The sequence below is a fragment of the Franzmannia qiaohouensis genome (assembly GCF_031451695.1).
Lineage (GTDB): Bacteria > Pseudomonadota > Gammaproteobacteria > Pseudomonadales > Halomonadaceae > Franzmannia > Franzmannia qiaohouensis.
The window spans coordinates 207,837-233,361 of sequence record NZ_JARWAM010000002.1; the positions used below are offsets into that span (position 1 = coordinate 207,837).

The following is a 25,525-nucleotide window of genomic DNA, read 5'->3' on the forward strand; positions in this document are numbered from 1 at the left end:
GCCCATGAACACGCAACAGCATGCCATTCTCGAGGCCTTCGATGCCGCCCGCGCCGCTTCGCCACGGCTACCGGCGATCAGCATCGCCGAGCGCCTGGCAATCAGCGAGGGCGAGCTGCAGGCTGCCCGGATAGGGCGCGATGTCACCACCATTACCCTGGCACCGGCGGACCTCGCCGCCGAGTTCTGCCGGCTCGGTCTGGTCAAGGCACTGACCCGCTCTAGCGCCGCGGTGCTCGAGCAGCAGGGCTACTATCCACCGCTCACCAGCGCCGGCCTGCTGCTGGCCCCGGGCGGGCTCGATATGCGCCTGCACCTGCAGCGCTGGCACTGGGCCTGCCTGGTTCGCGACAGCCTGACCGATGCCAATGGCAGCACGTCGCTGCGCCACAGCCTGCAGGTCTTCGACGGCCACGGCCGGGCACTGCACAAGGCCTTTTCGCTGAAAACCACGCCGCCTGCTGCCTGGCAGCGGCTGGCGGCAAGCGGTAACGACAGCGAGCCGGTATTCACCCGCCTGGCGCTGCCGGTACCGCGGCCCCTGCCGCAGGCCCCAGGGCTCGAGGAGGACTGGTCGCGCATGCGCGATGTCCACCAGTTCTTCGCCCTGCTGCGCCGCCACGGCCTGCAGCGCCACGAAGCCAATACCCTGATGGAGGGACGCTTCACCCGACGCCTGGCCCCCGACAGCGTAGCGCGGGTACTGGAAGGTGCCGCCGAGAGCGCCCTGCCAGTGATGCTGTTCGTCGCCAATCCCGGCGGCGTGCAGATCCGCAGCGGCAGCATTCCTCAGCCCCAACGCCGAGGCAGCTGGCTCAACCTGTTCGGCGACGACTTCACCCTCCACCTCGATGATGCCCGCATCGCGCAGGTATGGCAGGTGCACAAACCCAACCGCGATGGCGGTGTCACCAGCCTTGAAGCCTTCTCCAGCGACGGCGAGCTACTGCTGCAGCTCTACGCCGAGCGCAGCGAAGGCAATGCCGAACGACCGGCATGGCGCACGTTGCTGGCCCGCCAGGCCGATCTGGAGGTGGCCGCATGAGGGCCCTCCTGCTGGTGCTGCTGATCGGCTGGTCGCTGGGCACCCAGGCCCAGAGCCCGCGCACGGTAGTGATCGGTGGCGACGTTGCCGAGATCATCGCTGCCCTGGACGCCGAGGAGAGCCTGGTAGGACGCGACGACACCAGCCAGTACCCGCCGCATCTGAGCGCACTGCCATCGGTGGGCTACCTGCGTCAGCTCGCCGCCGAGGGAGTATTGTCGCTGCGCCCCGAGCGGCTGGTGGTGAGCGCCCAGGCTCGGCCGCGCGAGACGCTTCGCCAGCTCGAGGCCAGCGGCGTCGAGGTGATCACCATCAGCGCCGAGCAGCGCCTCGAGGAGATACCGCAAAAGGTGACCCGCATCGGCGATAGCCTGGGCCGCGAGGCCGCCGCCGAGGCGCTCAATCGGTCGCTCGCCGCGCAGCTTGCCGAGGTGGCAGAGCTGCCGCGTCTCGACCAGGGGCCGGCGATGTTCCTGCTTAGCCACACCGGCACCTCGCCAATGGCCGCCGGGCACGGTACCGCCGCCAATACCGCCCTGGGCGCCGCCGGCGTCGACAACGCCTTCGCCGCGATGCCGGGCTACAAGGTGGTCAGCGCCGAGGGCCTGATCGCCGAGGCGCCCAGCAGTGTGGTCGTCACCCGCACCGGGCTCGACGCCCTGGGCGGCAGCGAGGCACTCTGGCGCCTGCCCGGCCTGGCCATGACACCGGCCGGCACCTCACGCCGGCTGGTGGTGTGCGACGACCAGGCGCTACTCGGCTTCGGGCCGCGTACGCCGGAGGCCATCCTGGCCCTGCATCGCGCGCTCGCCTCCCAGCACTCCACCGATGACGACGCGCTGTGCCGAGCCCACGTCTCATGAATCACAGCCTGCGTCTCCCCCTCCCACGCCGCACGGGACGGCCAGCGACAGCCAGGCGCACCCTCGGCCTGCTGGGTCTGGCCGTCGCTATCGCCCTACTGGCGAGTGCCATGAGCGGGCAGATCGGCCTCTCGCCGCGGGTGCTGCTGGGTACCTGGCCGACACCGCTGGAGTGGCAGATCTGGTGGCAGCTGCGACTGCCCCGGCTGCTGCTCGCCGCACTGGTCGGCGCCATGCTGGCGGGCAGCGGCGCGGCGATGCAGGGGATGTTCCGCAACCCGCTGGCCGATCCTACGCTGCTGGGCCTGGCCAGCGGTGCCGGCCTCGCCGTGGCGATCTGGATCGTGCTGTTCGACGCCGCCGGCCCCTGGGGACTCTACGGCCAGTTCGTCGCCGGCTTTCTCGGTGCGCTCGGCGTCTGCGTGCTGGTATTCGCGCTGGGCGAGCGCCAGCGCGGCGACAATATGCTGTTTACCCTGCTACTGGCCGGATTGGCCATCAACACCCTGGCCGGTGCGCTGGGCGGGGTGCTGGCCTTCGTCGCCAGCGACGAGCAGCTGCGCCAGCTCAGCCTGTGGGGCATGGGTAGCCTATCCCACGCGCTGTGGAGCGCGGCGCTGGGCGCGCTACTGGGGATCCCCCCGGCGCTGCTGTGGCTGCTGCGCAGCGCACGAGACCTCGACCTGCTGCAGCTCGGCGAGCTCACCGCCCACGCCGCCGGCCTCGATGCGCCGCGCCTCAAGCGCCGCGTGGTGCTGGCCACCGCCCTCGGCGTCGGGCTATGCGTGGCGCTGGCCGGCATCATCGGCTTCCTGGGCCTGCTGGTGCCGCACTGCCTGCGGCTGTGGCTGGGTCCCGCGCATCGCCTGCTGCTGCCAGCATCGATGCTGGGCGGTGCGCTGCTGCTGATCGTCGCCGATGCCCTGGCCCGCAGCCTGGCCAGCCCCGCCGAGATTCCGGTCGGCTTGCTGACCAGCCTGCTCGGCGGCCCCTACTTTCTGTGGTTACTACTCAAGCGCCCCTGAGGTACCAGCATGCTCGAACTTCGTCGCGCCGGTTTTACCTCCGTGCCTCGACTGACGCCTTTCAGCGACCGCCTGGCAGCCGGTGAGCTGCTGGCCATTGTCGGCCCCAACGGCGCCGGCAAGAGCACCCTGCTGAGCCTGCTTTCCGGATTTCGTCGTGCCGAGCGCGGCTGCGTGCGTCTCGACGGCCAGCCACTCGCCGACTGGTCGCCCGCCAGGTTGGCGCGACGCCGCGCGCTGGTGGCACAGGGCATCTCGCTGGGCTTCGACTGGCCGTTGCAGGATCTGGTCGCACTCGGCAGCGATGCCGACTCAGGCGCCGTACAGCGCGCCCTGGCAGCCCTCGACCTGCTGCCACTCGCCGAGCGCGGCGTGCTGTCACTCTCCGGCGGCGAGCGCCAGCGGGCGATGATCGCCCGCGCGCTCTGCCAGCTGGGAGGCCTCGAGCCGACGGCACAAGACGGTGGCGTGCTACTGCTCGACGAACCCACCAGCGCCCTCGACATAGGCCAGCAGCAGCGCCTGATGCGGCTGCTAAGAGGCCTCGCCGAGACCCGCCATATGGCGATCTGCTGTGTGCTTCACGATCTCAACCTGGCCGCACGTTTCGCCCACCGCGTCTGGCTGCTGCAGCATGGCGAGCGCATTGCCAGCGGCACGCCCGGCGAGGTACTGCGCGCGCGGCGGCTCGAGGCGGTATTCGATGCCCAGCTCGACCAGCTCCACAGCGCGCATTTCACCACTCCGGTCCTGGCGCTGCGGCTATAGCGCGGCGTCGCGGGAGGCTTCACGCACGGCCACCAGATCGGTCTGGGAGATCAGGCCATGCTGGTGGGCGTGGGCGGCGATGGTGGCACTGTCGGCGGCCAGCACCAGCTGGCAGTCGCTGTCGGCGATCTCGTCACGCAGCCGCTGGATGGCCCGCTCGCGGTCGGGTTTGCGGTCGACGCGGCGAATATAGATCGCCGTCACCCGGCCGGGGTGCTCCTTGACGATGCGCGTATAGACCTCGGGGTCGTGCTGGCCACTGTCGCCGATCAGTACGCAGGGCATGTCCTCCATCAGCGTCAGCATGCGGGTGATCATGTCGTGCTTGTGGTCCTCGGCACGACGCGGCCAGGGCCGCCGCCAGCTGATGCCCCACTCACGCAGGAACAGGATCGGCCCCACCGGAATGCGATTGAGCTGAAAGAACGCCTCGAGCATCTCGTAGATGCACCAGGGGCCGCGCGACACGTAGAGGATGGGCCGCTTGGCCTCGCCGCTAGCACCGTGGTGAAGTGCCTGGTAGAGGCTGGCAACGCCGGGGAAGGCGGTGCGCCGCTCGGCCTGCTGAACGAATAGCCGATGCAGCATGCGCAGCTTGTCGGCGACCCCGGTATACATCACGGTGTCGTCGATATCGCTGATCACCAGCAGGTCGGTATCCGGCGGCGGGATATAGACCCCGGTACGGCAGTGGACCTGCTCGCCGGCGTGACTGACGCTGAGGTCGGCCACATGCCACGACAACCCCTCGGGCAGCGGCGTCTTGAGGGAGAGGCGGACATCGAAGTAACCATCGCGGTCGGTGGTCACCGTCTGTTGATTGGCGCCCAGGCAGATCTCCACCTCGGCACCTGCCATGCCGCGGCGCTCGATGCGGCGGACGATATCGGCCAGATCACGCAGCATGCCGTGGTGGGGAATCATCCGGCTCAGCGCCGACTGGCGAAACACCCGCCCCATCAGGTAGGCCTCGCGCTGCGAGCCGTAGCCACGATAGGGGTTCACTACCACCCCGCCACGGCCGCGGTCGCGTTTCATCGGCTTGGCGAGGAGATGCAGCAGGCGGCGCACGAAGTGCGGCCGTGGCGGTGGTGACTGGCTCAGGAGACCTCCTTATCCCAGTAGGCAGGAGACCGCCAGGCAGCCCAGCTGCCCGGCGGAGAAGAGTCACCAGTGTGCGGCAACCAGTGCCGAGGTCAAGCGCCGATCAGCGGCCCAGCAGGTCGCGCACGTCCTTGGCTTCCCAGTGCGGGAAATGCTTGCGGATCAGCGCATTCAGCTCTACCTCGAAGGCCGGCCAGTCGACTTGGCCTGCTCCTTGCGCCCCGGCTTCAACGGCACCGCGGATCATTCCCGCCCCCACGGTGACGTTGTTCAGGCGGTCGATGACGATAAAGCTGCCGGTACCTGGGCTGTTACGGTAGTCGTCCACCGGTACCGCACTGGTCAGCTCCAACTGGCAGCGTGCGATGGCGTTGAGCTCGAGCCGCTCGGCGGCGCGGTGCTCGAGGGTGTTGACGTCGATCTGGTAGTCGATGGAGCTCACCGAGCCTGACAGGTCGCGGGTGGCGAGCTTGAGGTCGTAGAGCTTGCCTGGCGCAAGGGCGTCTTCGTGCATCCACACGATATCCGCCTCGAAGGCGTTGGAGCGCGGCACCTCGGCGTCCTCGGCAACGATCCAGTCGCCGCGAGAGATGTCGATTTCGTCTGCCAGGGTCACGGTGATCGCCTGGCCGGGATAGGCCGCCTCGAGATCGCCATCGAAGGTGACGATACGCTCGACCGCGCTGACCTTGCCCGAGGGCAGCGCCTTGACCCGCTGCCCGGGGCGCAGGATGCCGGCGGCCAGGGTGCCGCAGTAGCCGCGGAAGTCGAGGTTGGGGCGATTGACGTACTGCACCGGGAAGCGCAGGTCGCTGAGGTTCTGGTCGTGGGTGATCTCGACGCTCTCCAGCAGCTCGAGCATGGCCGGCCCCGCGTTGCCACTGGCATCGCGGTACCAGGGCATGCGCTCGCTGCGGTTGACGACATTGTCGCCCTCCAGCGCCGACATCGGCACGAAGCGAATGTCCGGCGCCTTCAGATTGGTGGCGAAGGCGCGATAGTCGGCGACGATCTCGTTGAAGCGCGCCTCGGAGAACTCGACCAGATCCATTTTGTTGACCGCGATCACCAGGTGCTGGATGCCCAGCAGGTCGGCGATGAAGCTGTGCCGGCGGGTCTGGGTCTGCACGCCGTAGCGGGCGTCGATCAGGATCACCGCCAGGCTCGCCGTGGAGGCGCCGGTGGCCATGTTGCGGGTGTACTGCTCGTGGCCCGGGGTGTCGGCGATGATGAACTTGCGCTTGTCGGTGGAGAAGAAGCGATAGGCGACATCGATGGTGATGCCCTGCTCGCGCTCCGACTGCAAGCCGTCGACCAGCAGCGCCAGATCGACGGCGTCGCCGGTGGTGCCGCTGATCTTGGAGGCCTGGGTGATCGCCGCCAGCTGGTCTTCGTAGATCATCTTGGAGTCGTGCAGCAGCCGCCCGATCAGGGTCGACTTGCCGTCGTCGACGCTGCCGCAGGTGATGAAGCGCAGCAGGTCCTTGTTCTCGTGTTCCTTGAGGTAGGACTCGATATCGTCGGCGATCAAGGGCGAAGAATGAGACATAATCAATCCTGAAGAAATGGATATAGGGAAGGTGACTCGAGCGGACTATCGCGGTTGAAACCGCTCCCACAACACCGGGTTATTTGCCCTGTAGGAGCGACTTCAGTCGCGATCAGCGGTGCCTACTAGAAATATCCCTCGCGCTTCTTCTTCTCCATGGAGCCGGCCTGGTCGTGGTCGATGGCCCGGCCGCTGCGCTCGCTGGTCTTGGTCAGCAGCATCTCCTGGATGATCTCGGGCAGGGTCGCGGCGTGCGACTCCACCGCGCCGGTGAGCGGGTAGCAGCCCAGGGTGCGAAAACGCACCCACTTCTCCTCGGGGACTTCACCGGGCGCCAGCGGCAGGCGCTCGTCGTCGACCATGATCTGCATGCCGTCGCGCTCGACGATCGGCCGCGGCGCGGCGTAGTAGAGCGGCACGATGGGGATCTGCTCGAGGTAGATGTACTGCCAGATGTCCAGCTCGGTCCAGTTGGAGAGCGGGAAGACGCGGATCGATTCGCCCTTGTTGACCTTGGCGTTGTAGATGCTCCACAGCTCGGGGCGCTGGTTCTTGGGATCCCAGCGGTGGTACTTGTCGCGAAACGAGTAGACCCGCTCCTTGGCGCGGCTGGCCTCTTCGTCGCGGCGCGCGCCGCCGAAGGCGGCATCGAAGCCGTGCTCGGTGAGCGCCTGCTTGAGCGCCTGGGTCTTCATCACGTCGGTGTACTTGGCGCTGCCGTGGTCGAAGGGGTTGATGTTGGCCGCGCGCCCCTCCTCGTTGGTATGCACGATCAGCTCCATGCCCGCCTCCGCCGCCATGCGGTTACGAAAGGCGATCATCTCCTTGAACTTCCAGGTGGTGTCGATATGCATCAAGGGAAACGGCGGCGTGCCCGGGTAGAAGGCCTTGCGCGCCAGGTGCAGCATCACCGAGGAGTCCTTGCCGATGGAGTACATCATCACCGGGTTGCGGAACTCGGCGGCCACCTCACGGATGATGTGGATCGATTCCGCCTCGAGCTGCTTGAGGTGGGTCTGGCGTTCAGGGGAGAGCATCGACTGGCAACCTCTTGGACCGGGGCGCCGCGCAATGGCGACACCGAAAAAACAGCGTGCCGCCGAGGCGGCAGGATGCGGCTAGGGTACCGAGGGGCCGATCATAACGTCAAAGAATCAAGAAATATCTTTTTATCGCCAAATGGAATAACGCATAGAGGAATATAAGCTCAGAGTGTCACCCGCTCCACCCAGGTCGACAGGTCGTCATGGTCGAGCTCGACGACACGATAGCCGGGCCGAGAGGCCTGATCGATGCTGAACGTCTCGGCACCGGGCAGGAACTGATCGGCCGTCGCCGGCGCACCGTAGACCGCCACCTCTCCGGCGTTCTCCGGCAGCTCATGACGCCCGGCAAAGGCCTGATGGATATGCCCGCAGAGGATCGCGCGAAGATGGGCGTGGGGCGTCACCGTCGTCCAGAAGGCGTCACGGTCATGCAGGCCGATGGCGTCCATCCAATCGGCCCCCACCGCCAGCGGCGGATGGTGCATCGCAATCAGGGTCGGCCGAGAATCCGCGGCCAGTTGCTCGTCCAACCACCGGCAGCGAGCCTCGCCCATCTCGCCATGGGGCTCCCCCACTACCTGGGTATTCAGCAGCAGCAGCCGCCAGTCGCCGAGATCGACCTGGTCGTGGAGCGCCCGGGCATCGGCCATGTCCGCCAGGTGGTCATGGTTGCCGGGCAGCCAGTACCACGGGCAGTCGAGTTCGGCGAACACCTCCAGCGCGTGGCGATAGGACGCCGGCGTGCCGTCCTGGCTGACATCGCCGCTGACCAATACGACATCGGGCCGCCGGCGCCGCGCGTGCTCTACCACCGCCTGCAGTTGGCGTAGCGGGAAGCCGGCACGGGAGGGCGCCAGCGGGTCGGCGAGGAGATGGCAATCGGTGATCTGGATCAGCCGCATCCGCAGCATTCCTTACTCTTGTAGTGGGTGGCTCAGCGGGCGATAGGCAGGTCGAGGGAGTGTCCGTGGGCCAGGCCATGCTCCAGCCATTCGCCGAGGAAGCGGTTGAGCTGCAGCTTCTCGTCGGGCTGATGCATGCGCGCATTGGGGTAGCGATAGCGGCCGCGGAAGTGGCGCTGGCGCTGAAAGTCGGTCACTTCGGCCATGCGCACGTCGTGATAGAGGTGTACCTGCATGCGCGGCGGATCGATGAAGGCATCCAGTACCCCGCTCTGGGAGACGCGCAGGATAGTCGTATAGGGCGCACATTCGAGCACCTCGAGCCACAGCGAACCGAACCGCGTATCGCGTCCGCGCAGGGCGATCTCGCGCACCTCGCCGGCGTCGAGTTCGCCCAGCAGCCGTGTCAGGCGCAGGTAGTTGGCTGTGCACTCCCCTTGCAGGGTCTTGAGATCGGTGACGTAGGCGGCTCTGGCCACAGGCTTACCTCCTTGCACGCAGTGAGGCCCGCTCGCGCGACAACCAGTGGAAGGCAATCAGGCACATGGCATTGTCGAGTCGGCCGGCCTCGAGGAGTTCCCAGGCCTTGAGAAACGGCAGCACGTGAACCTGGATATCCTCATGCTCCTCGTCCAGGCCGTGCACGCCGCCCACCCCGCGGCTGTCGACCAGTCCGCAGTATAGCGTGACCCGCTCGCTGCAGGCGCCGGGGCTGGGGTAGTAGGAGTGCAGCTCGATCAGCTCGTCGATCTCGCAGCCGGCCTCCTCGATGGCCTCGCGCCGCGCCACTTCGGCAGGGTCCTCGCCGGTCTCGATCAGGCCTGCTACCGGCTCCAGCTTCCAGGGGCTCAGCGGATCATCCAGCGCGCCGGCACGAATCTGCTCGACCAGTACCACCGTATCGCGGCCAGGGTCGTAGAGCAGCACCCCCACCGCGTCGCGACGCACGTGAACCTCGCGAACGACCGCGTCGCTCCAACCGCCCTGAAACAGGCGATGGCGCAGGGTGCGCCGCTCCAGGCGGAAGAAGCCCTGGAACAGGCACTCGTCTTGCTGGCGCTCGACGTCCGCGGCAGCGAAGCGCGGCGTGGTGACGCTTACGCGATCGGCGGCGCCATCGTGAGGCGCTGTGGGCGAATCTGACATCGTGCCTCCGGCTCGAGTGAATGAGCCATTATCACGACCTCGCCCCCCGCTGCCAACCGCCCGTGGCGCTGGCGCTTGTCAAGTCAGCCGCGACAGCAGCGTCCTGGCCTCGACTCTGAGCGCCTCGTCGGAGGCCTCGCGGTCGGGCCGCGCCTCGCCCTCGACGGCACGCTGGGCGTGTTCGCGGGCCTCGTCGAGGCGCCCCTCCTCGTGCAGGAAAGCGGCATAGTAGAAGTTCACATCGATACCGTCGGGGCGAATCTCCAGCGCACGCTGGAACATCTGCTCGGCGGTATTGCTGTTGCCGAAGCCCAGCGGCCGCCCCGGCGCGCGGTCGTAGAGCGCGCCCAGGGTCACGTAGGCCGAGCCGTTACCGCCCTGGGGGTCGAGCTCTACCGCCCGCTCCAGCGCATCGCGAGCGCTGCGCGCGCTGCCCAGCGCGCCGAGCCCGCTGCGCTCGCGGGCGTAGGAGGCCAGGATGATGCCCTGCCACACCAGCACCTCGGCCTGGTTGGCGTGACGCCCGGCCAGCGCCTCGGCCTGGTCGGCGAGGCGCGACAGCGCGTCGCGGCGCTCGCCGCCACGCAGCTCGGTGGTGACACTCTCCCACTCGCTCTTGAGCGACTCGACCTCGCTCTGATAGGCCAGCAGCGGCCCGCTCGACAGGGCCATCAAGCCCGCCAGCGCGGCAGCGGCCCACCACGGGGAACGACGAATCATGGCGAATACTCCTTGCACGTTGTTATTGAACTGGGTCACCCAAGCAATGTAACGAACGTTTGAATTAACGCCTAGGCAGACTTCCGTCGCATATCCGCCTCTAGAGCTTACTGAACAGGACTACAGGGAGATCGCAGTTTCCCCCTAAGCGAAGGACGCCGGGGATAGGCCGAAGAAGAGGTTTGCGCCATGGATGGCGCAAGGTAGCGCCCAGGGACGGGTTTACAGCGCCTCTTCGCAGGCCTGTCGACGGATCAGTCCGAGCGGTGCTGCTATCCGCGATAGCCCTGGACAGACCTACCGTTTGCTTGGCCGCTTGGGTCGGCTTGCGTATGGTAGCGACAAGCCGCAGGAGGAGAGCCGATGAAAGGCCGCAACATGACCCGCTGGCGCGATCCCGCCAAGGATCCGCGCCAGGAACCCAAGAGCAACCTGATCACCGCCGAAGGCTTCGCCCGGCTGAAGGGCATCCATGAGCACCTGTCGCGGGTCAAGCGGCCGCAGCTCTCGACCAAGGTCGGCGAGGCGGCGGCACTCGGCGACCGCAGCGAGAACGCCGACTACACCTACAACAAGAAGGAGCTCAACCGCGTCATTGCGCGCATCCGCTACCTCGGCAAGCGCCTCGATGAACTGCAGGTAGTCGATCGGCTGCCCGCCGATACCGGCCGGGTCTACTTCGGCGCCTTCGTTACCCTCGAAGACGAAGAGGGCGAGGAGCTCGGCATCCGCATCGTCGGCCACGACGAAACCGACACCGGCAAGCACTGGATCAGCGTCGATGCCCCGCTGGCCAAGGCACTGCTCGGCAAGGCGCTGGACGACGAGGTCACGGTAGCCGCGCCGGGCGGCGAGACGACCTATATCATCACCGACATCGGCTACCGCGACCCGAGCGCCGAGTCGCGATAGTGCCGCAGGCGTGGCGTCAGGGCTTGGCCATCAGGTCGCCGCGCCAGGCCCGCCAGAAGGTCACGCCCTGGAGCACCGCGAACAGCGCCTCGAACAGCGCCGGCAGCCATAGAAGACCGGTGGCGAACAGGAAGAACAGCGCGAAAAGGCCACGAAACAGGATCGACAGCAGCGCCACCAGTCGATTGTGCAGCGGTGCCAGGGCGGCCGGCAGGTAGAGCAGTCCAACCACGATCATGGCCAGGCCGGCGTAGCGCACCCAGGTCAGCGGGTACGGCAGGTCGGCGCCCATCACGCCCAGCAGGCTGACCGGCCAGAGCCACAGCCACAGGCCCAGCAGCACATTGAGGGCGATCCCCACCTGCATCACCCGCCGATAGGTCGCGAACACATCGTTTGAGGTCTGCATATCAGTGCTCCCGGGCCGGTTGTCTAAAAGGTCAGTAGGTAGTCGAGCAGATCCGAGCGCTCCTGCGCCGTCAGCTCGGTGCCGTAAGCATGCCCCTGGCGGCCGTTGCCGGGCTGGCTGGTGTCGAAGCAGAAGCCTTCCGGCAGGGGCTCGCCGGGCGTGCAGTCCGGCGCTACGAAACCGCCCTTCTCCTCATCCAGCATGTCCAGCCCGCGCACGAAGGCCTGCGGACGTTCTGCCGGCGGCAGCAGCAGGTCGTGCAGGGTCGGCACGGCGCCGTTGTGCAGGTAGGGCGCGCGCAGCCAGAGTCCGTCGAGGGGCAAGTTGGCGTAGCCGTCGGTCTTACGGAAGTGCCGGAAGCGGTAGCGCTCGTCGTCCTCGAACAGGGTCAGCTGATAGCGCTGCAGGGTCTCGGTGTAGCTGTCGAGCCGGGCCGGATCGACGCCGAGCAGATCGTTGGGCAGCACTTGGCCGAGGCGCTCGCCCTCGAAAACGTAGCGCTCGCCCTGCTGGTAGCCGTGGCAGTCGGCGCAGTGGCGCATGTAGAGCGGCTTGCCGGCGGCCACCGCGTCGGGATCGGGCCGATAGGGGCTGGGCGGCGGCTCGAGGTCCAGCAGCCAGTCGGCGACCCGCTCGATGCCGGCGTGGTCGACGCTCTCCTCGGTCACCCCGGCGCCGATGGCGGCGCTCAGGTTGCGCTCCTGCAGCGAGGCGTTATTGCCATCCCAGTGCAGATCCATGCCCTGCCGGGGGCGCTGGTGGAAGATCGCCGGGAAGTCGCTGGTGCCAATCCGCTCCGACGCATCCAACTCTGCCACGTCCATGCCGAACTGCAGCAGCTTGTAGGGGTTGAAGGTATCCACGCGCCCCGGTCCCCAGGGCGGCTGCTCTGCCAGCAGTGGCGCGAGCGTGGCGCGGTTCTCGAGCAGCCCCTCGCGTACCCGGGGCAGGACCGCATAGCGCCATACCTGCCGCTCGATCATGCCCAGCCGCTGGCCCTGGTCGTCCATGGCCGCCAGCACGCTGTCCGGCGCCAGCCGCGGGTCATCGGCGATCTCCAGCAAAAAGCCGATGAAGCCGTAAAGGTCCAGGTTGTTGGACGGCATGCCGGCGATCTGACGCGGTGCGGCATCCGACGACTCGCGAACCGTCCCCACGTGGCACAGCGCACAGTTGAACCAGGCGACATCCACCCCGCGCACCTCGCGGGTCCCGAGGCCGATGGGCAGGTCCCCACGGCGCGCCTCGTCGCCCGGCGCATAGAGGAAGCCAAACGCCTCATAGTGCTGGTCGTCGAAGGCGTCCGGGAACAGGTCCGGCAGCACCCGCCATAGTCGCACCGGCAGGCCGCTGACCTCGCTGCCGATGGAGCCATGCATGAAGTGGGTCTCCGGGTCGGCGTAGTGACGCACCGACTCGCCGCTGTAGCGCCACAGGGTCGGCACGCCGATCGCCAGGGCCAGCAGGCCGGCCAACACCACGGCCAGGGCGAGCAGGCTCAGCGGCAGACGCCGCCAGCACCGGCGGCGGGCTTCCTGTTGCACGGCGGTGACGGGTGGCTCCTGTGATCTCATGGCAGCCTCACGGATTCTGCGCTGGCGGCACCGGGGGCAGGCGCAGCTCGGGCCGGGTGTCGTAGATGCTCATCAGGGTCGCGATCATGCGCTCATGGTCGCCGTCGAAGCGCGACAGCTCATAGCAGCCCAGCGGGTTCTTGGGCGCATTGAGCAAACACTTGTTGCAGAAGGTACAGGGACGTGTCGGCGCGTCCTGCCCGGCCTGCCACTGCTTGGGCAGGTCGGGATTGGCGATCAGCGCGCGGGCGCTGGAGACCGCATCGCAGGCCCCGCTGGCGATGGCCTCGCGCACCAGGGAGGCGCGCTGATAGCCGCCGGTGCTGATCACCGGAACGCCCACCGCCTGGCGAACCGCGCGGGCCTCATCGAGGCTCACCCCCTCTACGGCGTGGCCGCGCTGGTGACGCGACCACAGCCAGCGAAATATCCAACGCAACGACGAATAGCGAAACAGCAGGTAGTTGCGGAAGGTGTTGGTGCCGGCGGAGAGCATGGCGTCGTAGGTGCTGGCGATGGTGTCGAAGGCGAAGTCCCCCGGCGGGTTCAGGGGGTGAGGAAAGAGGCTCCCGACCGACACGTGCAGTGCATCGGCCCCCGCCGTCTCGACCCAGCGACACACCTGCAGGCTCTCCGCCAGGGTATTGCCCTTGCGCTCCCAGGGCAGGATGTCGTTGTGGTCCACGGCACTGATCTTGACCTGCAGGTGGAAGTCCGGCCCCACCCGCTGGCGAATGGCGCGGATCACCTCCAGCAGAAAGCGTGCCCGGTTGGCCAGCGAGCCGCCGTAGCGGTCACGCCGGTCATTGATGGCGGAACTCAGGAACTGGGTGAACAGGTAGCCGTTGGCGGCGTGCAGCTCCACCCCGTCGAGCCCGGCCTCCCGGGCCCGCCAGGCCCCGTCGGCGAAGGCCTGGACGGTGCGCTCGATCTCATGCTCGCTCATGGCCCGGCACAGGAAGCCGTGCAGGGGCTCCTGGTGGTCGGTGGAGCTGAGCGACCGGCGATGCTGATTGTGAACCCCGGGGAGATCCATCTGCCGGCCGGAGTGGCTGAGCTGCAGGATGTACTTGCAGTCGAAGCGGTGCACCGCCTCGCCGAGGCGCTGCCATAGCGGGATGAAGTCGTCGCGATGGATGGTGGCATAGCCGGCGATGATGCGCCCCTCCATCTGCACCGGCACGAAGGAGGAGATGATCGCGCCGACGCCGCCCCGGGCAAACTGGCACTCCCAGTTGATGCGGGTCTGGGTCAAGCTGCCGTCCTCGTTGTCGAAGCGCCCGGAAATGTTCGAGCGGAACAGGCGGTTCTTGACCTGCAGGTTGCGCCACGCCAGCGGCGAGAAAATCACATCCTCGCTCATCGCCCACCCTCCCCTGAGCGGATTGCCACGGCCCGCGCCCAGGTATCGGCCAGCAGCGCCAGGATGAAACGTCGGGCCGGGCAGCGCGCCCAGCTATCGCCCATAAAGGCCAGCCCCGGGTCGCCGCTGCTGCGAACGCCCTCGGCGAGTCGCAGCAGTACCAGATCGCCGGGCACCAGGCGACGCGGGGAACACGGCGTCGACAGCGGCACCAGCACCTGGCGCAGCAGCGTCTCGGGCACGCTGAGACAGCGCCCCAGCACCGCCGCCTGGGGCAGCGACGCGGCGCCCGGGGTGCCAACCAGGGCGCGCATCGCCTCCAGCGCCCCCACCAGGTTATGCACCGCCACGCTGGTGGCATGCAGGGTCATGGCATCCCCCTGGGCTCGCTCGTGCAGCAGTTGGCGGTCGCGACGCAGTTGGCCACTAAGGCGCTGGCGCATCGCCGCGAGCGCATTGACGCGCGGATAGTCGTTGAGCCGACGGGCCGCGGCAAAGGTCGCCTCGTCGGCCCGGTAATCGTCCTGGAATCGCCGCCCCAGCAGCCCCTGGGCGGCGGGCCCCAGCGCCTCGATGTCGGCCTGGCCGGCGACCCCCTCCAGCAGGGTCTTGAAGGACGTATCCTGGCGCCAGCTCGCTGCCTCGGCGCCCTCGTCCAGGCGCCGCCCCAGCTCGGCGTGGTGCGACTCGCGCCCCTCGGCCTCACGGCCCAGCAGGGCCGGCAGCGGCTCACCATCGAAGACGAAAGCGCCGCGCAGGCGCGCCAAGCGCAGTCGATTGATTACGCCGCCGCTGGGAGCCAGAGAGCGGTCGAGGCGTGAGTCGCCGTCGAGCAGGCGAATCTCACCGGGGTCGGTGACCTCCAGAACGTTGATCAGCCCGGGGATGTGCAGGCGCCTGGCCATGCTGCCTCCCTGTCCGCTATCCGAGATCTATCTGCGCTAGCCGCGGTTCCAAGGGAAGAATGCATTACGCACGCCCTCCAGCCGCGGCGCCAGTTCGGGGAAGTGGCGTGCGATGACCGACGCCATATGGTTATTGTCGATCCACTCCATCCCCGCCCGGGTGTAGACCTCGGGGGTGTAGTCGTCGGTGAAGAAGCGGTCGCTTTTGAGGCGTCGCGAGGCCATCAGGATAAAGATCCGGAAGGCGGTATCGCTGAAGGCGAAGCCGGGCGGCGGGGTCTCGGCCAGGCAGCCGATCAGCAGGTCGACCTCCTCGATGTCGCCGTAGACCGCCTCCAGCTCGCGCTGCCACTCGGGGTTGTCGGTCAGCTCGGCGAAGCTCGCGGGGGCCGGCATGTCGATCAAGCGGCGGAAGCGGCAGTAGCGCGGCACCCCGCGCTCGCGGTCGCGCAGCACATCCACCGTGGCCAGGTCGATCATGCGGTGATGGGGCGCCTGCTTCTCGTGCTGCTGCAGGTGGCTCGGGAAATTGTGCAGCACCAGGGCGCCGGGGTGGCTGGTGCCCAGCGAGTAGAGCGCATCGCTCAGCGAGACTTCCGCATACAGCGCCTGGGTCAGTGAGCCGGCCACCTCGGTCAGGCCGCACTCCTTGATCAGGCTGTCGTCGTCCAGATGGCGGAAGCTGAAGTCGTCGGGAATCAGCGGATGCATGCGGTAGACGGCACTGAACTCTTCGGTAATGGCGTAGGGTGCGGCATGGTGATCCACCGGCGAGCCGACGATGCCGCTGAACAGTTCGCTGTCGCTGACACGCCCGCGGCTGCGGTAGAAGTGCTCGTCGAGCACGCCCCACCAGTTGGATCGCATGCCCAGGCGCAGCTCCGGGGTGTCGAGCAGCGCCGGGGTCCACTCCACGGTATGAATCTTGGCGATCAGCGCCGCATTCACCAGCCGGGCCTTCTGGAATAGCCACTCGCCGTCGCGATCGGGATGCTCGATGCGCAGCCGGTCGACGATGGCGTTATGCTCCATGGCGAACAGGGTGTGCATCAGCGACAGCCCTACCCACCAGTTGCCGTTGGTACCAGCCAGCTCGATGCCGTGCTCATCCAGCGGCAGGTGGCCATCGGGCTTGAGGTAGAGCTTGCCGTTGGGCAGCAGTTCGCCGCTGTCGGGGTCGGTGCGCACCAGGCGCTGGCGGCGCAGGCTGCTGCCGTAGATCTGCGAGGCATCCCACCACTGGGTCTCGGTATTCAGGAAGGTGTCGGGATGCCCCTCATCGGCGGCGGAGCGGGTGGTGTCGCGGCGGCTGCGCAGCACCGTCATGCTCTCCCAGGGCCAGTCATCGTCCTCGTCCAGGGGCACCTGGTAGCGCTCGGCCTCGGTGTCGTTGCTGCCGTGGCTGAACCAGTCGTGGACCATGAACTGCAGCCAGGCCGGCACCAGGACGTTGAGGGTGGTCGCCGGCACGAAGGGGTCGCGGGTCATCAGGCGCCGGCTGACCACGCGAGGACTGGGTGTCATCAGCCTCTCGCCGGTCTCGCCGAAGGTCTCGGCGGGCGGCACGTTGCGCCCGAAGCGGGTATACGCCTTGCCCATGGCGGGCGCCGCCAGATCGTTGTAGCTGCCGTCGGCGGTGCGGAATTGATGGACGTCGATCTCTTCCCGCTCGGGATCCTGCGGGCGCTCGCGCTCGGTGGAGTAGAGATTATGCCAGCGCAGGTTGCGGCGCAGGGCGACGAGATTGAGAACGGCGACGGGAAAAGGAAATCGATACCACTGGCGGCGGCGATTGAGGCGCCGGAACACCCGGCCGAGCAGACCACTACCCCCTTGATCGAACATGGACCCCCTCCCTGAACGATGCCGTCACCGCTAACCCAGACTCCTTGAAGATCAGAAGTTTTAATCTTTCAGGTTGAGCGTGACCCTATTGAACTTGACTACTAACCTCTAGCACAGGGTTTGATTTCCCACCAGCAAGGCACCGGGGACGCATCAGGCTCTTTTTTGCGCAGGGGGGCTTCGAGTGATGGGCAGCTACGCAGCGGGATTTCGCGCCATGGTACTGCTGGGGGTAGTGGCCAACCTCCTCTTTGCCCTGCCTGCGGTCTTCGCCCCCAACGCGGTCATCAGCCTGGTCGGGGGCGACCCGGTTGCCGAACCGGTGTGGCCCGCCTTCGCTGCCTGGCTGCTTATCCTGCTCAGCCTGTTCTACCTGCCGGCGGCATTCGATCCTTGTCACTACCGCTCCATCGCCATCCTGGCCGTTCTGGCGCGTTTCGCCGGGGTGGTGTTCTTCACCTTGCTGTATCCGCAATTTCCCCTCTTCGCCCTGATGGACCTGTTCTTCGGCGTGACCCAGGGCGCCCTGCTGTTGCTACTTCGCCGCGCCGAAAAAACGACATAACAAAGGAAGCGCTGAACACATCGCCGAGCGAGATGAAGCGGCTAGGTTCGTTCCCGACGAACCAACGCACTCCCCACATCCCTGTGGGTCGCAAAGCGCCCGGAGCACAGAGCCGAGCGAAGCGACAAACAGCCGTAGGCTGGCCCCGAAGGGGCGAGAAGCCGAAGGCTGCGAGTCAACCGGAGCCTATGGGGTATAGGTGAGGATCCGCCGGTCCGACGCTTCGGCACCGCGCAACGCAGCGATTCGCTCGCGTAGGCATTTGTGCAGTGTTTCCCAAACTCGAGGAGAGACAGCCATGGCATCCACACACCCAGGGAGTTCCAAATCTTCGCGGCGCTGGTGGGTATGGCTGCTCCTGCTGCTGATTGCCGGCGGAGCGATTGCCGTCGTTGGCTGGTACCAGCTGTTCCGCGAGGAGCCGCAGCGCTTCGATAGCGTCGAGGCTTATTATCTCTACGGCTCCATCGGCGCCGAGCAGGAAGAGGGCATTCCCTACTGGATCTGGCGCGTGCTGCCGGAGGTCTTCCCCCAGCACCTGCCTGGTGAAGAGGGCTATGCCAGTCTGGGCATGCTCTGGGAGGAGGGCGAGGCGACGCCGGCCGGCTTCTCCAAGAAGACCATCGGCTTCCCGCGCATCGCCATCAACTGTGCGGCCTGCCACACCGCCAGCTACCGCATCGCTGACGACGCCGAACGCCAGATCGTTCCCACTGGCCCCCACCAGACCTTCGATCCCCAGGCCTACCTGACCTTCCTGGGGAATGCCGCCAATGACCCGGACTTCACCGCCGCCACCCTGCTCTCGGCTATCGAGGAGGAAACCGACCTCTCCTTGCTCGACCGCCTGCTCTACCGCTTCCTGATCATTCCGCGAACCCGTGACGGGCTCCAGGAGCAGGCCGCCCGCTTCACCTGGACCGACGAGCGCCCGCGCTGGGGGCCGGGGCGCATCGACCCCTTCAATCCGGTCAAGTTTCACCCCGACCTGCTGGCACTCGACCCCGCCGAGGACGACACCATCGGCAACTCCGACATCATGCCGCTGTGGGCGATGGACGAGCAGGCGGGCTTCGCCCTGCACTGGGACGGCCTAAACGACTCCTTGACCGAGGTGGTACTGAGCGGCGCCATCGGCGACGGTGCCCGCCCCGACTCGCTGCCCGTGGATGACCTCGCCGACCTGGAAGCGTACCTGCTGACCAAGCGTCCGCCACCCTACCCCTTCCTCGACGATCTCGACGCCGAGCTGGCCGCCGAGGGCGAAGCGGTGTTCCAGCAGACCTGCGCCGGCTGCCACGGCCTGGAGGGCGCGCGCATCGGCACGGTGATCCCCCAACCGGAGGTCGGCACCGATCCCCACCGCCTGGCGATGTGGACCGCCGAGGCCGCCGAGCGCTACAACACCTACGCCGAGGAGTACCCCTGGGACTTCAACGCCTTCGTCAAGACAGACGGCTATGTGGCCAAGCCGCTCACCGGTATCTGGCTGCGCGCGCCCTACCTGCACAACGGCTCGGTGCCTACCCTGGAAGACCTGCTGCAGCCCGCCGAACAGCGTCCCGAGCGCTTCTACCGCGGCTACGACGTCTACCATCCCGAGCGCCTGGGTTTCATCCACGACGGCGAGGCCGCCGAGCGCCACGGCTTCCTGTATGACACCGCAGAACCAGGCAACAGCAACCAGGGGCACGACGGTGACGCCTTCGGCACCCAGCTCGACGACGATGACAAGGCGGCATTAATCGAGTATCTCAAGACGCTATAGGAGTGATGCCATGGCAGAGTACCTGAAGGTCGTCTTCCCCCTGCGCCGCGAGGTCTGGATCGACGGCGAGCCCGCCGCCTGGACCCAGTCGGTGTGCCAGGTCGATGCCGGCTGGTACACGCTGACGCTGGCCCCGCCGCAGGACTTCGCGCCCGAGTGCCAGCGAGTGGAGATCGTCGATACCCTGCCCTCGGCGCCGCTGATCGTCGAATTCACCCTCAAGGCGTCGGGTCGGTGAGCCCTCTCGACGGGCGCTTGATCGGCCTGCTGGTGTCGCTGACGCTGCTGGTGCTGGCCGGCTGCGCCTCCTTCCCCGAGGCCCAGCCACTGGAGCGTGTCGATACCGGCAGCGGCTACCGCTACGCCAACCTCGAGGGCGCGGAAAACAGCGAGGAGCTGTTCGTGATCCTCAGCTTCTCCGGCGGCGGCACGCGGGCCGCTGCCCTCGCCTACGGCGTGCTGGAGAAGCTGCGCGACAGCTGGGTCGAGATGGACGGGGAGTCGCGCAACCTGCTGGATGAGGTGGACGTCATCTCGTCGGTATCCGGTGGCAGCTTCACCGCGGCCTACTACGGGCTGCAACGTGACGCCATCTTCGAGGAGGGTGGCAGGTTCCAGCGCCAGTTTCTCTATCGCGACGTCGAGTCGGACCTCAAGCGCCGGCTGCTCAGCCCCTTCAACTGGGCGCGGCTGGCCTCGCCGACCTATGGTCGCATCGAACTCGCCGAGGAGGTCTACCAGCAGCTGCTGTTCGACCAGGCCAGCTTCGCCGACCTGGCGGAACAGGGCCGCAAGCCGTTCCTGCTGATCAACGCCACCGACATGGACAAGGGGTCCCAGTTCACCTTCATACAGTCGCAGCTGGACCCGATGTGCATCGATCTCGACAGCATCCCGCTGTCGCGTGCCGTGGCGGCCTCCTCCAACTTTCCCATCGCCTTCACGCCGCTGACCCTCAACAGCTACCCCGGACGCTGCGGCTACCAGGAGCCGCCCTGGGTGGCCAATGCCCTGGAGGGCCTGAATACCAACCCGCGCCGCTACTACCGTGCCCGCCACTGGCAGCGCTACCAGGAGCCCGAGCGCGACTACGTGCACCTGCTCGACGGCGGTGTCTCGGATAATATCGGCCTGCGCCCGGCCCTTGATGCCCTGCGCGCCCCTACCCTGCAGGAGGTGGAGTGGAGCGTGCTGAACAAGATGAACCGGGAAATCGTCGACAAGCTGGTGGTGATCGTGGTCGATGCCAAGTCGGAAGACCTCGCCGCAGACTTTGACACCTCGCCCCGTTCTCCCGGCCCCAAGCAGGTGATCAACACCATCTCCACCACGCCACTGGCCAACTACTCCTTCGATACGGTCGAGCTGCTCAGGGAGGCCATGCGCGACCGCGAGGACGCCCAGCGCCTCTCGATGGATGCCGGCACCGGGATGCACCAGATCGATCTCTACTACATTTATGTGGGCTTTGATCAGTTGCAGGACGCCACCCAGCGGGAGCGCTTCCAGCGCATCCCCACCCGCTTCCGCCTTCCCAATGAGGAAGTGGATGCGCTGCGTAAAATCGGCGCCGAGCTGCTGGAGCAGTCGCCCTGCTTCCAGCAGCTGGTAGGCCAGCGCGAGGTCTCGCGCGGACGCCTATGCAGCCATTGAGGCCCTCAACGGCGCGAGCTCCGCTCAGTCCTGCGGCGCGCTCAAGCGGAACACGTTGTCAGCCTGAGAGCGGTGCACGCAGATATCTATCAACAGGGTGCGATGCGGCTGGAACAGCGCCCTCAGCTGATCGACGTTCAGGCACAGGTCCTCGATATCCTCGTCGGCCAGGGTGCGAAATCCCACCGGCATGTAACGGGCATTTTGCTCGTCCTCATCCAGCATCGGCTCGGCGGTAATCGACATGCCAAGCCGAGTGTCGGCGCGCTCGACGGCATCACACAATCGCGTCGTGTCGATATACAGGCTACGCAGCGAGGCGTCGGCCTGGTAACAATGCACCTTGCGAATCGCTGACTCGTGAATGGTGCGTGCCAATCCGCCGCCGTCTGGACGGCGGGGGTCGTAGAACTCGATCAGGTAGTCTTCGACGGGCACATCGAACTGGTCGCGCACCCGCACCACGGTGTTCTGGAAGCCCGGTTTGCCGCGTCTCTCACCCGGCTGGCGGGTCAGCTTCTGATTAGCCGTATCGCACTCGTCACAGAAATCATCGAAGGCGTCATCGTCGATGGTCAGGGCGCGCTCGATCAGCGTCAAGGTCTCCCTCTGGCCACGGCTCATCCGGCTTTCGGCAGCGTCGAGCTTGATCGCCGAGTGGTCCAGTCCATCGAGGATGCGAAAGGCACAGCGTCCGCTCGACGGCTGGTAATCGACCACCTCGGGCACGGTAACCCGCCCGGTGTCGCGCTCCTTCTCGCGGAAGGCGATTTGCATATAGCCGCAGGTGAGGTTGGCAGTGGCGAGCCGAACGGTGCCGTCGCCACCCTCCTCGTTGGCCAGCGAGCGGATACCGCTGTAGCCGGTGTTACCGCACAGCACGCTGCACAGCACCCGCCCGGGGGCATACATGCTCTCGCCCGCGGCGAAACGATCGCGCATGGCCAACTCCCAACTGAAAGGGCTAGCCAGTTCCAGGCCGCGCAGGATATTGGCTCCGGTCTCCAATACTGCCTGCCCCGCCTGTCGGCTAAAGAAACCGTTGGTGATACGCCCCAGCATCGAGCGGCCCACGTGGGCCAGCGGCGAACCGAAGTTGGCCGGCGCGAGCATCACCAGATGCTTGACCGGCGCGGCATCGGGGGCGAAGTGACGCACCAGCCAGTCGCGAATCACCAGGCCGCCCGTGGAGTGTACGATGAGGTCGACGCTAGCGGCGTCGCGCGGCAGCCCCTGCAGCGTCCAGGCGCGATCCAGTGCCGCCTGCAGGTCATCGAAGCGCAAGGCGTCATCCTTTGAGAGGTAATCGCCGATGGAGATGCGCTGGACGCGCTCGGCACCCAGCCGCTTGCGCAAGTGCCCAACCAGACTTTCGAAGGAACTGCCTGCATCGTTCCAGCCATGCAGCATTACCAGGGGACGATTGCTCATATCACGGCCTCACGCTTGTTTTGTCGTTGTATCTCCCGGCAAGCAACATCACCGCCCGCACAGCGACGCGCTCTCCATGTCAGAGTAGCCGCCAATCCGTGCTTGAGCCCGGCATGCCAATCGCGTCCGGCGCTTTATCGAGGTGACGCCTCGAGATGCGCCAGTGACTACTCACCGCGTGGGTCGCCGGGTAGGTAGTGGCCGGTCACCAAACGGTAGGCGTCCGAGGTGCGATCGCCGGGGATGCCGTCGGCCTTGAGGAAGATGCCCGGGAAGCTGGTCAGCCAGCGCTGCAGGCGCTGGGCCTTCTCGGTCTCTACATCACGACGGCTGCGGCGCATGCGATGGCGCGACACCAGGGGGCGCTGACTGCCGTTATCGCCGGCGGGCTTGGCGGCCACCTGCGCATAGAACGTCGCCGCCGGCTGGTCGGCCAGGTCGGTCTCGCCGCGCTCGACCAGTCGCCGCAGCACCACCGCCGCACCGCACTGGCGCGACACGGCGCTGTCGGACCAGCGGCCATCGGCCACATAGCGGCCGCTGGTGTAGTGCGTCGAGAAGCTCCACAGGTAGGGCGAAAGCACATGCGGGTGGTACATCCGGTAGCCCCAGCCGTTATAGCGCTCCAGCTGGTAGAGGGTGCCGGCCAGGCTCCAGTCGGTATCGCCGTCCAGGCGCTTCAGCGCCATGGCATCGGCGGCGCTTACCTCCCAGTCGAAAGGCGGGTTACCGCGTTTCGGCCGGCCCGCGGGCACCTGGACGGTGCGCGCGCTGAGCGGATCGCCGTTGTGCAGATGGCAGCGGAAGCTGCTGCCAGATTCCATGCTGTGCACCAGCGCCACGAAGTGCCAGGGCACGCCGCGGCGCTCGGTCACCGCCCGGTAGCGGTCGCGATGGGCGAGCAGCCGCTCGACGCTCTGATCCACCGCAGCCTGGCGCTTGGCAAGGATCTCACAGCTCTCGAATAGCCGCTCGTACTCGCGGCGCAGGGAGTCGGTCAGTCGGATCGACATGGGAGCCTCCTGGGTTTCCTGATCAGCGTAGACCAGGAACACCAGCCGGGCTCCGACGTCCCTCGCTGAGCGTTTTCTAGCCCTTGCTGGCCCGATAAACCCGGAAGCGTCGATCATCGGCGAGGATCTCGAAACCGCCGAAGGCCCGCTCGAGGAGCGCCGGATAGGGCAGGAAGGCGTTGGCCACCAGCGTCAGGCTGCCGCCCGCCGTGAGGCGCGCCGGGGCCTCGCCGATCAGTCGCGCCGCCGGTCCGTAATCGATGTCACGCTCCTGGTGAAACGGCGGGTTGCTGACGATTGCATCGAAACAGACCTCTGCCGGCAGCGCCGCGTAGACGTCGCTGCCGATGACCTCACCGATCTGCTGGTTGGCGGCCAGGGTGCGCCGCGCGGCCTCCACAGCGAAGGCGCTGATATCCACCGCGCGCACCGCGGCGCCTCGGCTTGCCAGCCAGGCGCTGAGGATGCCGTCGCCACAGCCCACGTCGAGCACCCGCTGCCCGGCCCAATCCGGCTGCCGTTCGAGGACCTCGAGCAGCAGCCGGGTGCCGTCGTCGAGCTTGCCGTGGCCAAACACCCCGGGGTGGCTGACCAGGGTGAGCCCCGCCGCCTCGAAGCGCTGCCAGGCGAGCTCGGGGTCCAGCGAGACGGCCCCCAGGCGGGTCTCGAACAGGGTACAGCGCCGCGCGCTGTCGCGCTTGCGGCAGCCCAGGCCCAGCGCCGCCAGCACCTTGAGGGCACGCTTCACGCCGCCATTGTTCTCGCCCACCACCTGCAGCGGCGTGCCCGCCGGCAGCTGCTGGCACAGCGCCAGCAGCCACCACTCGCCCAGCGCGTGGCTCTTGGGCCAGAACAGCACTGCGCCCGGCGGCTCACCCCAGGCGTCGAAAGGGCCGCAGGCCGGTCGCCCCTGTGCTCGCCAGGCGGCCAGCACGCCGTGGTCGGCGGAGAGCAGCCGGCCGCTGCCGCTCTCCAGCCAGGCGTCACGCGGCGGTGCCACCCACAGCCAGTCGCGGTAGTCGTGATCCTGGCGTGCCAGCAGCTGGCAGACGGGGGTCTCGGCGGTCATGCAGTGGGCTCCTCGGGCTTGCGCAGGGTGTAGAGCAGATAGCGCCCCAGCCGCCAGTAGGCGTCATCACGGCAGTGGCGCAGCTCCAGGGCGGTGAGCTTGGCCAGCGTCTCGGGGTCGGGGTCGCGCTGGCGCAGATAGTCGTGGAAGACGCGAATTCCGGCGGTGCCTTCGACGTCGAGGCCGCACTCCCCCGCCCACTCGACCACCTCAGCGTGGGCGATGGGCGAGATCGGCGTCAGCCGCTGGCGCTGGCCGGTGCCGGCCAGGCGGTCGGCCAGCGCCTTGTCGAGATTGCCCTTGACGATATTCGACAGCCGCAGCGCGTCGCGGTTGAACACCATCAGGCTCAGTTGGCCGCCCGGCGCCAGCAGCCCACTCAATGTATGCAGCGCGCGCCGCGGGTCGCCCAGCCACTCGAGCACTGCGTGGCAGACGATCAACGGCCAGGGCCCCGGGGCCTGCTCGGGCAGCGCCTGCAGCGGCAGCGCCAAGAACTGCGGGGCCGGGGCGAGCGCTTCCCTGCCCAGCGCCCGGCGCGCCTCATCGAGCATCTCGACGGCGGGCTCGCTGAGCGTCACGGCATGGCCGCGGCGCGCAAACCAGGCGCCCATCTGGCCGAGGCCTGCGCCGACGTCGAGTACCGGCTGTCGATGCAGGTCGAGCAGCTCGGGCAGCAGGTGGTCGAGCAGCGTCAGGCGCAGCTCGCCGCGCGGGTGGCCGTAGAGGCTGGACGCGAACTTCTCGGCCAGGCCGTCGAAGTGACGGTCGCCGTGGGCGGAGAGCGGCGCAGGCGAGGCGCCGGTGGATCGAGGGGCCATCAGCAGTCCGGGCCGGGAAGTGGAAAGGC

25 protein-coding genes are annotated in these 25,525 nt (G+C 67.3%); 9 read left to right on the top strand and 16 right to left on the bottom strand.

What is annotated here, in order from left to right:
- The first annotated feature begins 4 nt into the window (after window positions 1-4).
- Genes QC821_RS03145 through QC821_RS03160 form a run of 4 tightly spaced genes read left to right on the top strand, consistent with a single transcriptional unit; the run spans window position 5 to window position 3,701 of the window.
- A complete protein-coding gene (locus QC821_RS03145) occupies window positions 5-1,045 on the top strand; it encodes a ChuX/HutX family heme-like substrate-binding protein (RefSeq protein ID WP_309716857.1) in 1,041 nt (346 codons plus the stop codon).
- Window positions 1,042-1,908, top strand: a complete 867-nt coding sequence (locus QC821_RS03150) for a heme/hemin ABC transporter substrate-binding protein (protein WP_309716860.1) — start codon at window positions 1,042-1,044, stop codon at window positions 1,906-1,908. Before QC821_RS03145 ends, QC821_RS03150 begins: the two co-directional genes overlap by 4 nt.
- Window positions 1,905-2,933 carry a FecCD family ABC transporter permease gene (locus tag QC821_RS03155; protein WP_309716862.1) on the top strand — a complete coding sequence of 343 codons (1,029 nt, stop codon included), beginning with the start codon at window positions 1,905-1,907 and terminating at the stop codon, window positions 2,931-2,933. The genes QC821_RS03150 and QC821_RS03155 overlap by 4 nt, the downstream gene beginning before the upstream one ends.
- A gap of 9 nt (window positions 2,934-2,942) precedes the next feature.
- Window positions 2,943-3,701 carry an ATP-binding cassette domain-containing protein gene (locus tag QC821_RS03160; RefSeq protein WP_309716865.1) on the top strand — a complete coding sequence of 253 codons (759 nt, stop codon included), beginning with the start codon at window positions 2,943-2,945 and terminating at the stop codon, window positions 3,699-3,701.
- Here QC821_RS03160 and QC821_RS03165 read toward each other — a convergent pair.
- The 7 genes from QC821_RS03165 to QC821_RS03195 form a co-directional block, all read right to left on the bottom strand.
- A complete protein-coding gene (locus QC821_RS03165; RefSeq protein ID WP_309717402.1) occupies window positions 3,696-4,739 on the bottom strand; it encodes an App1 family protein in 1,044 nt (347 codons plus the stop codon). The genes QC821_RS03160 and QC821_RS03165 overlap by 6 nt on opposite strands.
- A gap of 169 nt (window positions 4,740-4,908) precedes the next feature.
- Window positions 4,909-6,354, bottom strand: coding sequence for a sulfate adenylyltransferase subunit CysN (gene cysN, locus QC821_RS03170; RefSeq protein WP_309716868.1), 1,446 nt, complete (start codon window positions 6,352-6,354; stop codon window positions 4,909-4,911).
- A gap of 125 nt (window positions 6,355-6,479) precedes the next feature.
- Window positions 6,480-7,391 (bottom strand): sulfate adenylyltransferase subunit CysD, encoded by a 912-nt coding sequence (gene cysD, locus QC821_RS03175; RefSeq protein ID WP_309716870.1) that lies wholly within the window; start codon window positions 7,389-7,391, stop codon window positions 6,480-6,482.
- Window positions 7,392-7,561: 170 nt separating this feature from the next.
- Entirely contained in the window at window positions 7,562-8,302 is a 741-nt protein-coding gene (locus QC821_RS03180) for a phosphodiesterase (RefSeq protein ID WP_422719762.1), read from the bottom strand.
- 32 nt (window positions 8,303-8,334) lie between these two features.
- Entirely contained in the window at window positions 8,335-8,781 is a 447-nt protein-coding gene (locus QC821_RS03185) for a DUF1249 domain-containing protein (protein ID WP_095621008.1), read from the bottom strand.
- A 4-nt stretch (window positions 8,782-8,785) separates the two neighbouring features.
- Entirely contained in the window at window positions 8,786-9,448 is a 663-nt protein-coding gene (locus tag QC821_RS03190; protein WP_309716876.1) for an NUDIX domain-containing protein, read from the bottom strand.
- A 78-nt stretch (window positions 9,449-9,526) separates the two neighbouring features.
- The gene (locus QC821_RS03195; protein WP_309716878.1) at window positions 9,527-10,168 is read right to left on the bottom strand and encodes a TRAP transporter TatT component family protein; all 642 of its coding nucleotides are present in this window, start codon (window positions 10,166-10,168) and stop codon (window positions 9,527-9,529) included.
- Between the two features lie 363 nt (window positions 10,169-10,531).
- Between QC821_RS03195 and greB the strand changes: the two genes are divergently transcribed.
- Window positions 10,532-11,080: a transcription elongation factor GreB gene (greB, locus tag QC821_RS03200; protein WP_309716880.1), complete on the top strand. Its 549-nt coding sequence runs from the start codon at window positions 10,532-10,534 to the stop codon at window positions 11,078-11,080.
- A 16-nt stretch (window positions 11,081-11,096) separates the two neighbouring features.
- Here the strand turns inward: greB and QC821_RS03205 are convergent, their stop codons facing one another.
- The 5 genes from QC821_RS03205 to QC821_RS03225 are packed head-to-tail and all read right to left on the bottom strand — an operon-like array spanning window position 11,097 to window position 17,176.
- On the bottom strand, window positions 11,097-11,489 hold the full coding sequence (locus tag QC821_RS03205) for a hypothetical protein (RefSeq protein ID WP_309716882.1): 393 nt from the start codon (window positions 11,487-11,489) through the stop codon (window positions 11,097-11,099).
- A gap of 23 nt (window positions 11,490-11,512) precedes the next feature.
- Window positions 11,513-13,063, bottom strand: coding sequence for a c-type cytochrome (locus QC821_RS03210; RefSeq protein WP_309716884.1), 1,551 nt, complete (start codon window positions 13,061-13,063; stop codon window positions 11,513-11,515).
- Between the two features lie 7 nt (window positions 13,064-13,070).
- Window positions 13,071-14,426: an NADH:flavin oxidoreductase gene (locus QC821_RS03215; protein ID WP_309716886.1), complete on the bottom strand. Its 1,356-nt coding sequence runs from the start codon at window positions 14,424-14,426 to the stop codon at window positions 13,071-13,073.
- On the bottom strand, window positions 14,423-15,331 hold the full coding sequence (locus QC821_RS03220) for a hypothetical protein (RefSeq protein WP_309716889.1): 909 nt from the start codon (window positions 15,329-15,331) through the stop codon (window positions 14,423-14,425). Before QC821_RS03220 ends, QC821_RS03215 begins: the two co-directional genes overlap by 4 nt.
- 36 nt (window positions 15,332-15,367) lie before the next feature.
- Complete coding sequence (locus QC821_RS03225; RefSeq protein ID WP_309716890.1) at window positions 15,368-17,176, bottom strand: peroxidase family protein; 1,809 nt, start codon at window positions 17,174-17,176, stop codon at window positions 15,368-15,370.
- A gap of 187 nt (window positions 17,177-17,363) precedes the next feature.
- Between QC821_RS03225 and QC821_RS03230 the strand changes: the two genes are divergently transcribed.
- From QC821_RS03230 to QC821_RS03245, 4 genes are all read left to right on the top strand, one after another.
- Window positions 17,364-17,741 carry a hypothetical protein gene (locus QC821_RS03230; protein WP_309716893.1) on the top strand — a complete coding sequence of 126 codons (378 nt, stop codon included), beginning with the start codon at window positions 17,364-17,366 and terminating at the stop codon, window positions 17,739-17,741.
- Between the two features lie 298 nt (window positions 17,742-18,039).
- On the top strand, window positions 18,040-19,509 hold the full coding sequence (locus QC821_RS03235; RefSeq protein WP_309716895.1) for a c-type cytochrome: 1,470 nt from the start codon (window positions 18,040-18,042) through the stop codon (window positions 19,507-19,509).
- Window positions 19,510-19,519: 10 nt separating this feature from the next.
- A complete protein-coding gene (locus QC821_RS03240) occupies window positions 19,520-19,747 on the top strand; it encodes a hypothetical protein (RefSeq protein WP_309716898.1) in 228 nt (75 codons plus the stop codon).
- Complete coding sequence (locus QC821_RS03245; protein WP_309716903.1) at window positions 19,744-21,162, top strand: patatin-like phospholipase family protein; 1,419 nt, start codon at window positions 19,744-19,746, stop codon at window positions 21,160-21,162. The genes QC821_RS03240 and QC821_RS03245 overlap by 4 nt, the downstream gene beginning before the upstream one ends.
- Window positions 21,163-21,186: 24 nt before the next feature.
- On the opposite strand, the gene QC821_RS03250 is transcribed toward QC821_RS03245, so the two are convergent.
- From QC821_RS03250 to QC821_RS03265, 4 genes are all read right to left on the bottom strand, one after another.
- Window positions 21,187-22,593 (bottom strand): esterase/lipase family protein, encoded by a 1,407-nt coding sequence (locus QC821_RS03250; protein WP_309716906.1) that lies wholly within the window; start codon window positions 22,591-22,593, stop codon window positions 21,187-21,189.
- Window positions 22,594-22,760: 167 nt separating this feature from the next.
- Window positions 22,761-23,606, bottom strand: a complete 846-nt coding sequence (locus tag QC821_RS03255; RefSeq protein ID WP_309716909.1) for a hypothetical protein — start codon at window positions 23,604-23,606, stop codon at window positions 22,761-22,763.
- A gap of 76 nt (window positions 23,607-23,682) precedes the next feature.
- A complete protein-coding gene (locus QC821_RS03260) occupies window positions 23,683-24,675 on the bottom strand; it encodes a methyltransferase (RefSeq protein WP_309716912.1) in 993 nt (330 codons plus the stop codon).
- Entirely contained in the window at window positions 24,672-25,496 is an 825-nt protein-coding gene (locus QC821_RS03265; RefSeq protein WP_309716915.1) for a methyltransferase, read from the bottom strand. Before QC821_RS03265 ends, QC821_RS03260 begins: the two co-directional genes overlap by 4 nt.
- Between the last annotated feature and the right edge of the window lie 29 nt (window positions 25,497-25,525).

Coding starts and splice junctions, on each gene's coding strand:
- QC821_RS03165 (WP_309717402.1), bottom strand. CDS start 4,739: ATGAAACGCGACCGCGGCCGTGGCGGGGTGGTAGTGAACCCCTATCGT.
- QC821_RS03190 (WP_309716876.1), bottom strand. CDS start 9,448: ATGTCAGATTCGCCCACAGCGCCTCACGATGGCGCCGCCGATCGCGTA.
- QC821_RS03160 (WP_309716865.1), top strand. CDS start 2,943: ATGCTCGAACTTCGTCGCGCCGGTTTTACCTCCGTGCCTCGACTGACG.
- cysN (WP_309716868.1), bottom strand. CDS start 6,354: ATGTCTCATTCTTCGCCCTTGATCGCCGACGATATCGAGTCCTACCTC.
- QC821_RS03195 (WP_309716878.1), bottom strand. CDS start 10,168: ATGATTCGTCGTTCCCCGTGGTGGGCCGCTGCCGCGCTGGCGGGCTTG.
- QC821_RS03265 (WP_309716915.1), bottom strand. CDS start 25,496: ATGGCCCCTCGATCCACCGGCGCCTCGCCTGCGCCGCTCTCCGCCCAC.
- QC821_RS03210 (WP_309716884.1), bottom strand. CDS start 13,063: ATGAGATCACAGGAGCCACCCGTCACCGCCGTGCAACAGGAAGCCCGC.
- QC821_RS03230 (WP_309716893.1), top strand. CDS start 17,364: ATGGGCAGCTACGCAGCGGGATTTCGCGCCATGGTACTGCTGGGGGTA.
- greB (WP_309716880.1), top strand. CDS start 10,532: ATGAAAGGCCGCAACATGACCCGCTGGCGCGATCCCGCCAAGGATCCG.
- QC821_RS03205 (WP_309716882.1), bottom strand. CDS start 11,489: ATGCAGACCTCAAACGATGTGTTCGCGACCTATCGGCGGGTGATGCAG.
- cysD (WP_309716870.1), bottom strand. CDS start 7,391: ATGCTCTCCCCTGAACGCCAGACCCACCTCAAGCAGCTCGAGGCGGAA.
- QC821_RS03215 (WP_309716886.1), bottom strand. CDS start 14,426: ATGAGCGAGGATGTGATTTTCTCGCCGCTGGCGTGGCGCAACCTGCAG.
- QC821_RS03250 (WP_309716906.1), bottom strand. CDS start 22,593: ATGAGCAATCGTCCCCTGGTAATGCTGCATGGCTGGAACGATGCAGGC.
- QC821_RS03260 (WP_309716912.1), bottom strand. CDS start 24,675: ATGACCGCCGAGACCCCCGTCTGCCAGCTGCTGGCACGCCAGGATCAC.
- QC821_RS03220 (WP_309716889.1), bottom strand. CDS start 15,331: ATGGCCAGGCGCCTGCACATCCCCGGGCTGATCAACGTTCTGGAGGTC.
- QC821_RS03150 (WP_309716860.1), top strand. CDS start 1,042: ATGAGGGCCCTCCTGCTGGTGCTGCTGATCGGCTGGTCGCTGGGCACC.
- QC821_RS03235 (WP_309716895.1), top strand. CDS start 18,040: ATGGCATCCACACACCCAGGGAGTTCCAAATCTTCGCGGCGCTGGTGG.
- QC821_RS03240 (WP_309716898.1), top strand. CDS start 19,520: ATGGCAGAGTACCTGAAGGTCGTCTTCCCCCTGCGCCGCGAGGTCTGG.
- QC821_RS03225 (WP_309716890.1), bottom strand. CDS start 17,176: ATGTTCGATCAAGGGGGTAGTGGTCTGCTCGGCCGGGTGTTCCGGCGC.
- QC821_RS03145 (WP_309716857.1), top strand. CDS start 5: ATGAACACGCAACAGCATGCCATTCTCGAGGCCTTCGATGCCGCCCGC.
- QC821_RS03155 (WP_309716862.1), top strand. CDS start 1,905: ATGAATCACAGCCTGCGTCTCCCCCTCCCACGCCGCACGGGACGGCCA.
- QC821_RS03255 (WP_309716909.1), bottom strand. CDS start 23,606: ATGTCGATCCGACTGACCGACTCCCTGCGCCGCGAGTACGAGCGGCTA.
- QC821_RS03180 (WP_422719762.1), bottom strand. CDS start 8,302: ATGCGGCTGATCCAGATCACCGATTGCCATCTCCTCGCCGACCCGCTG.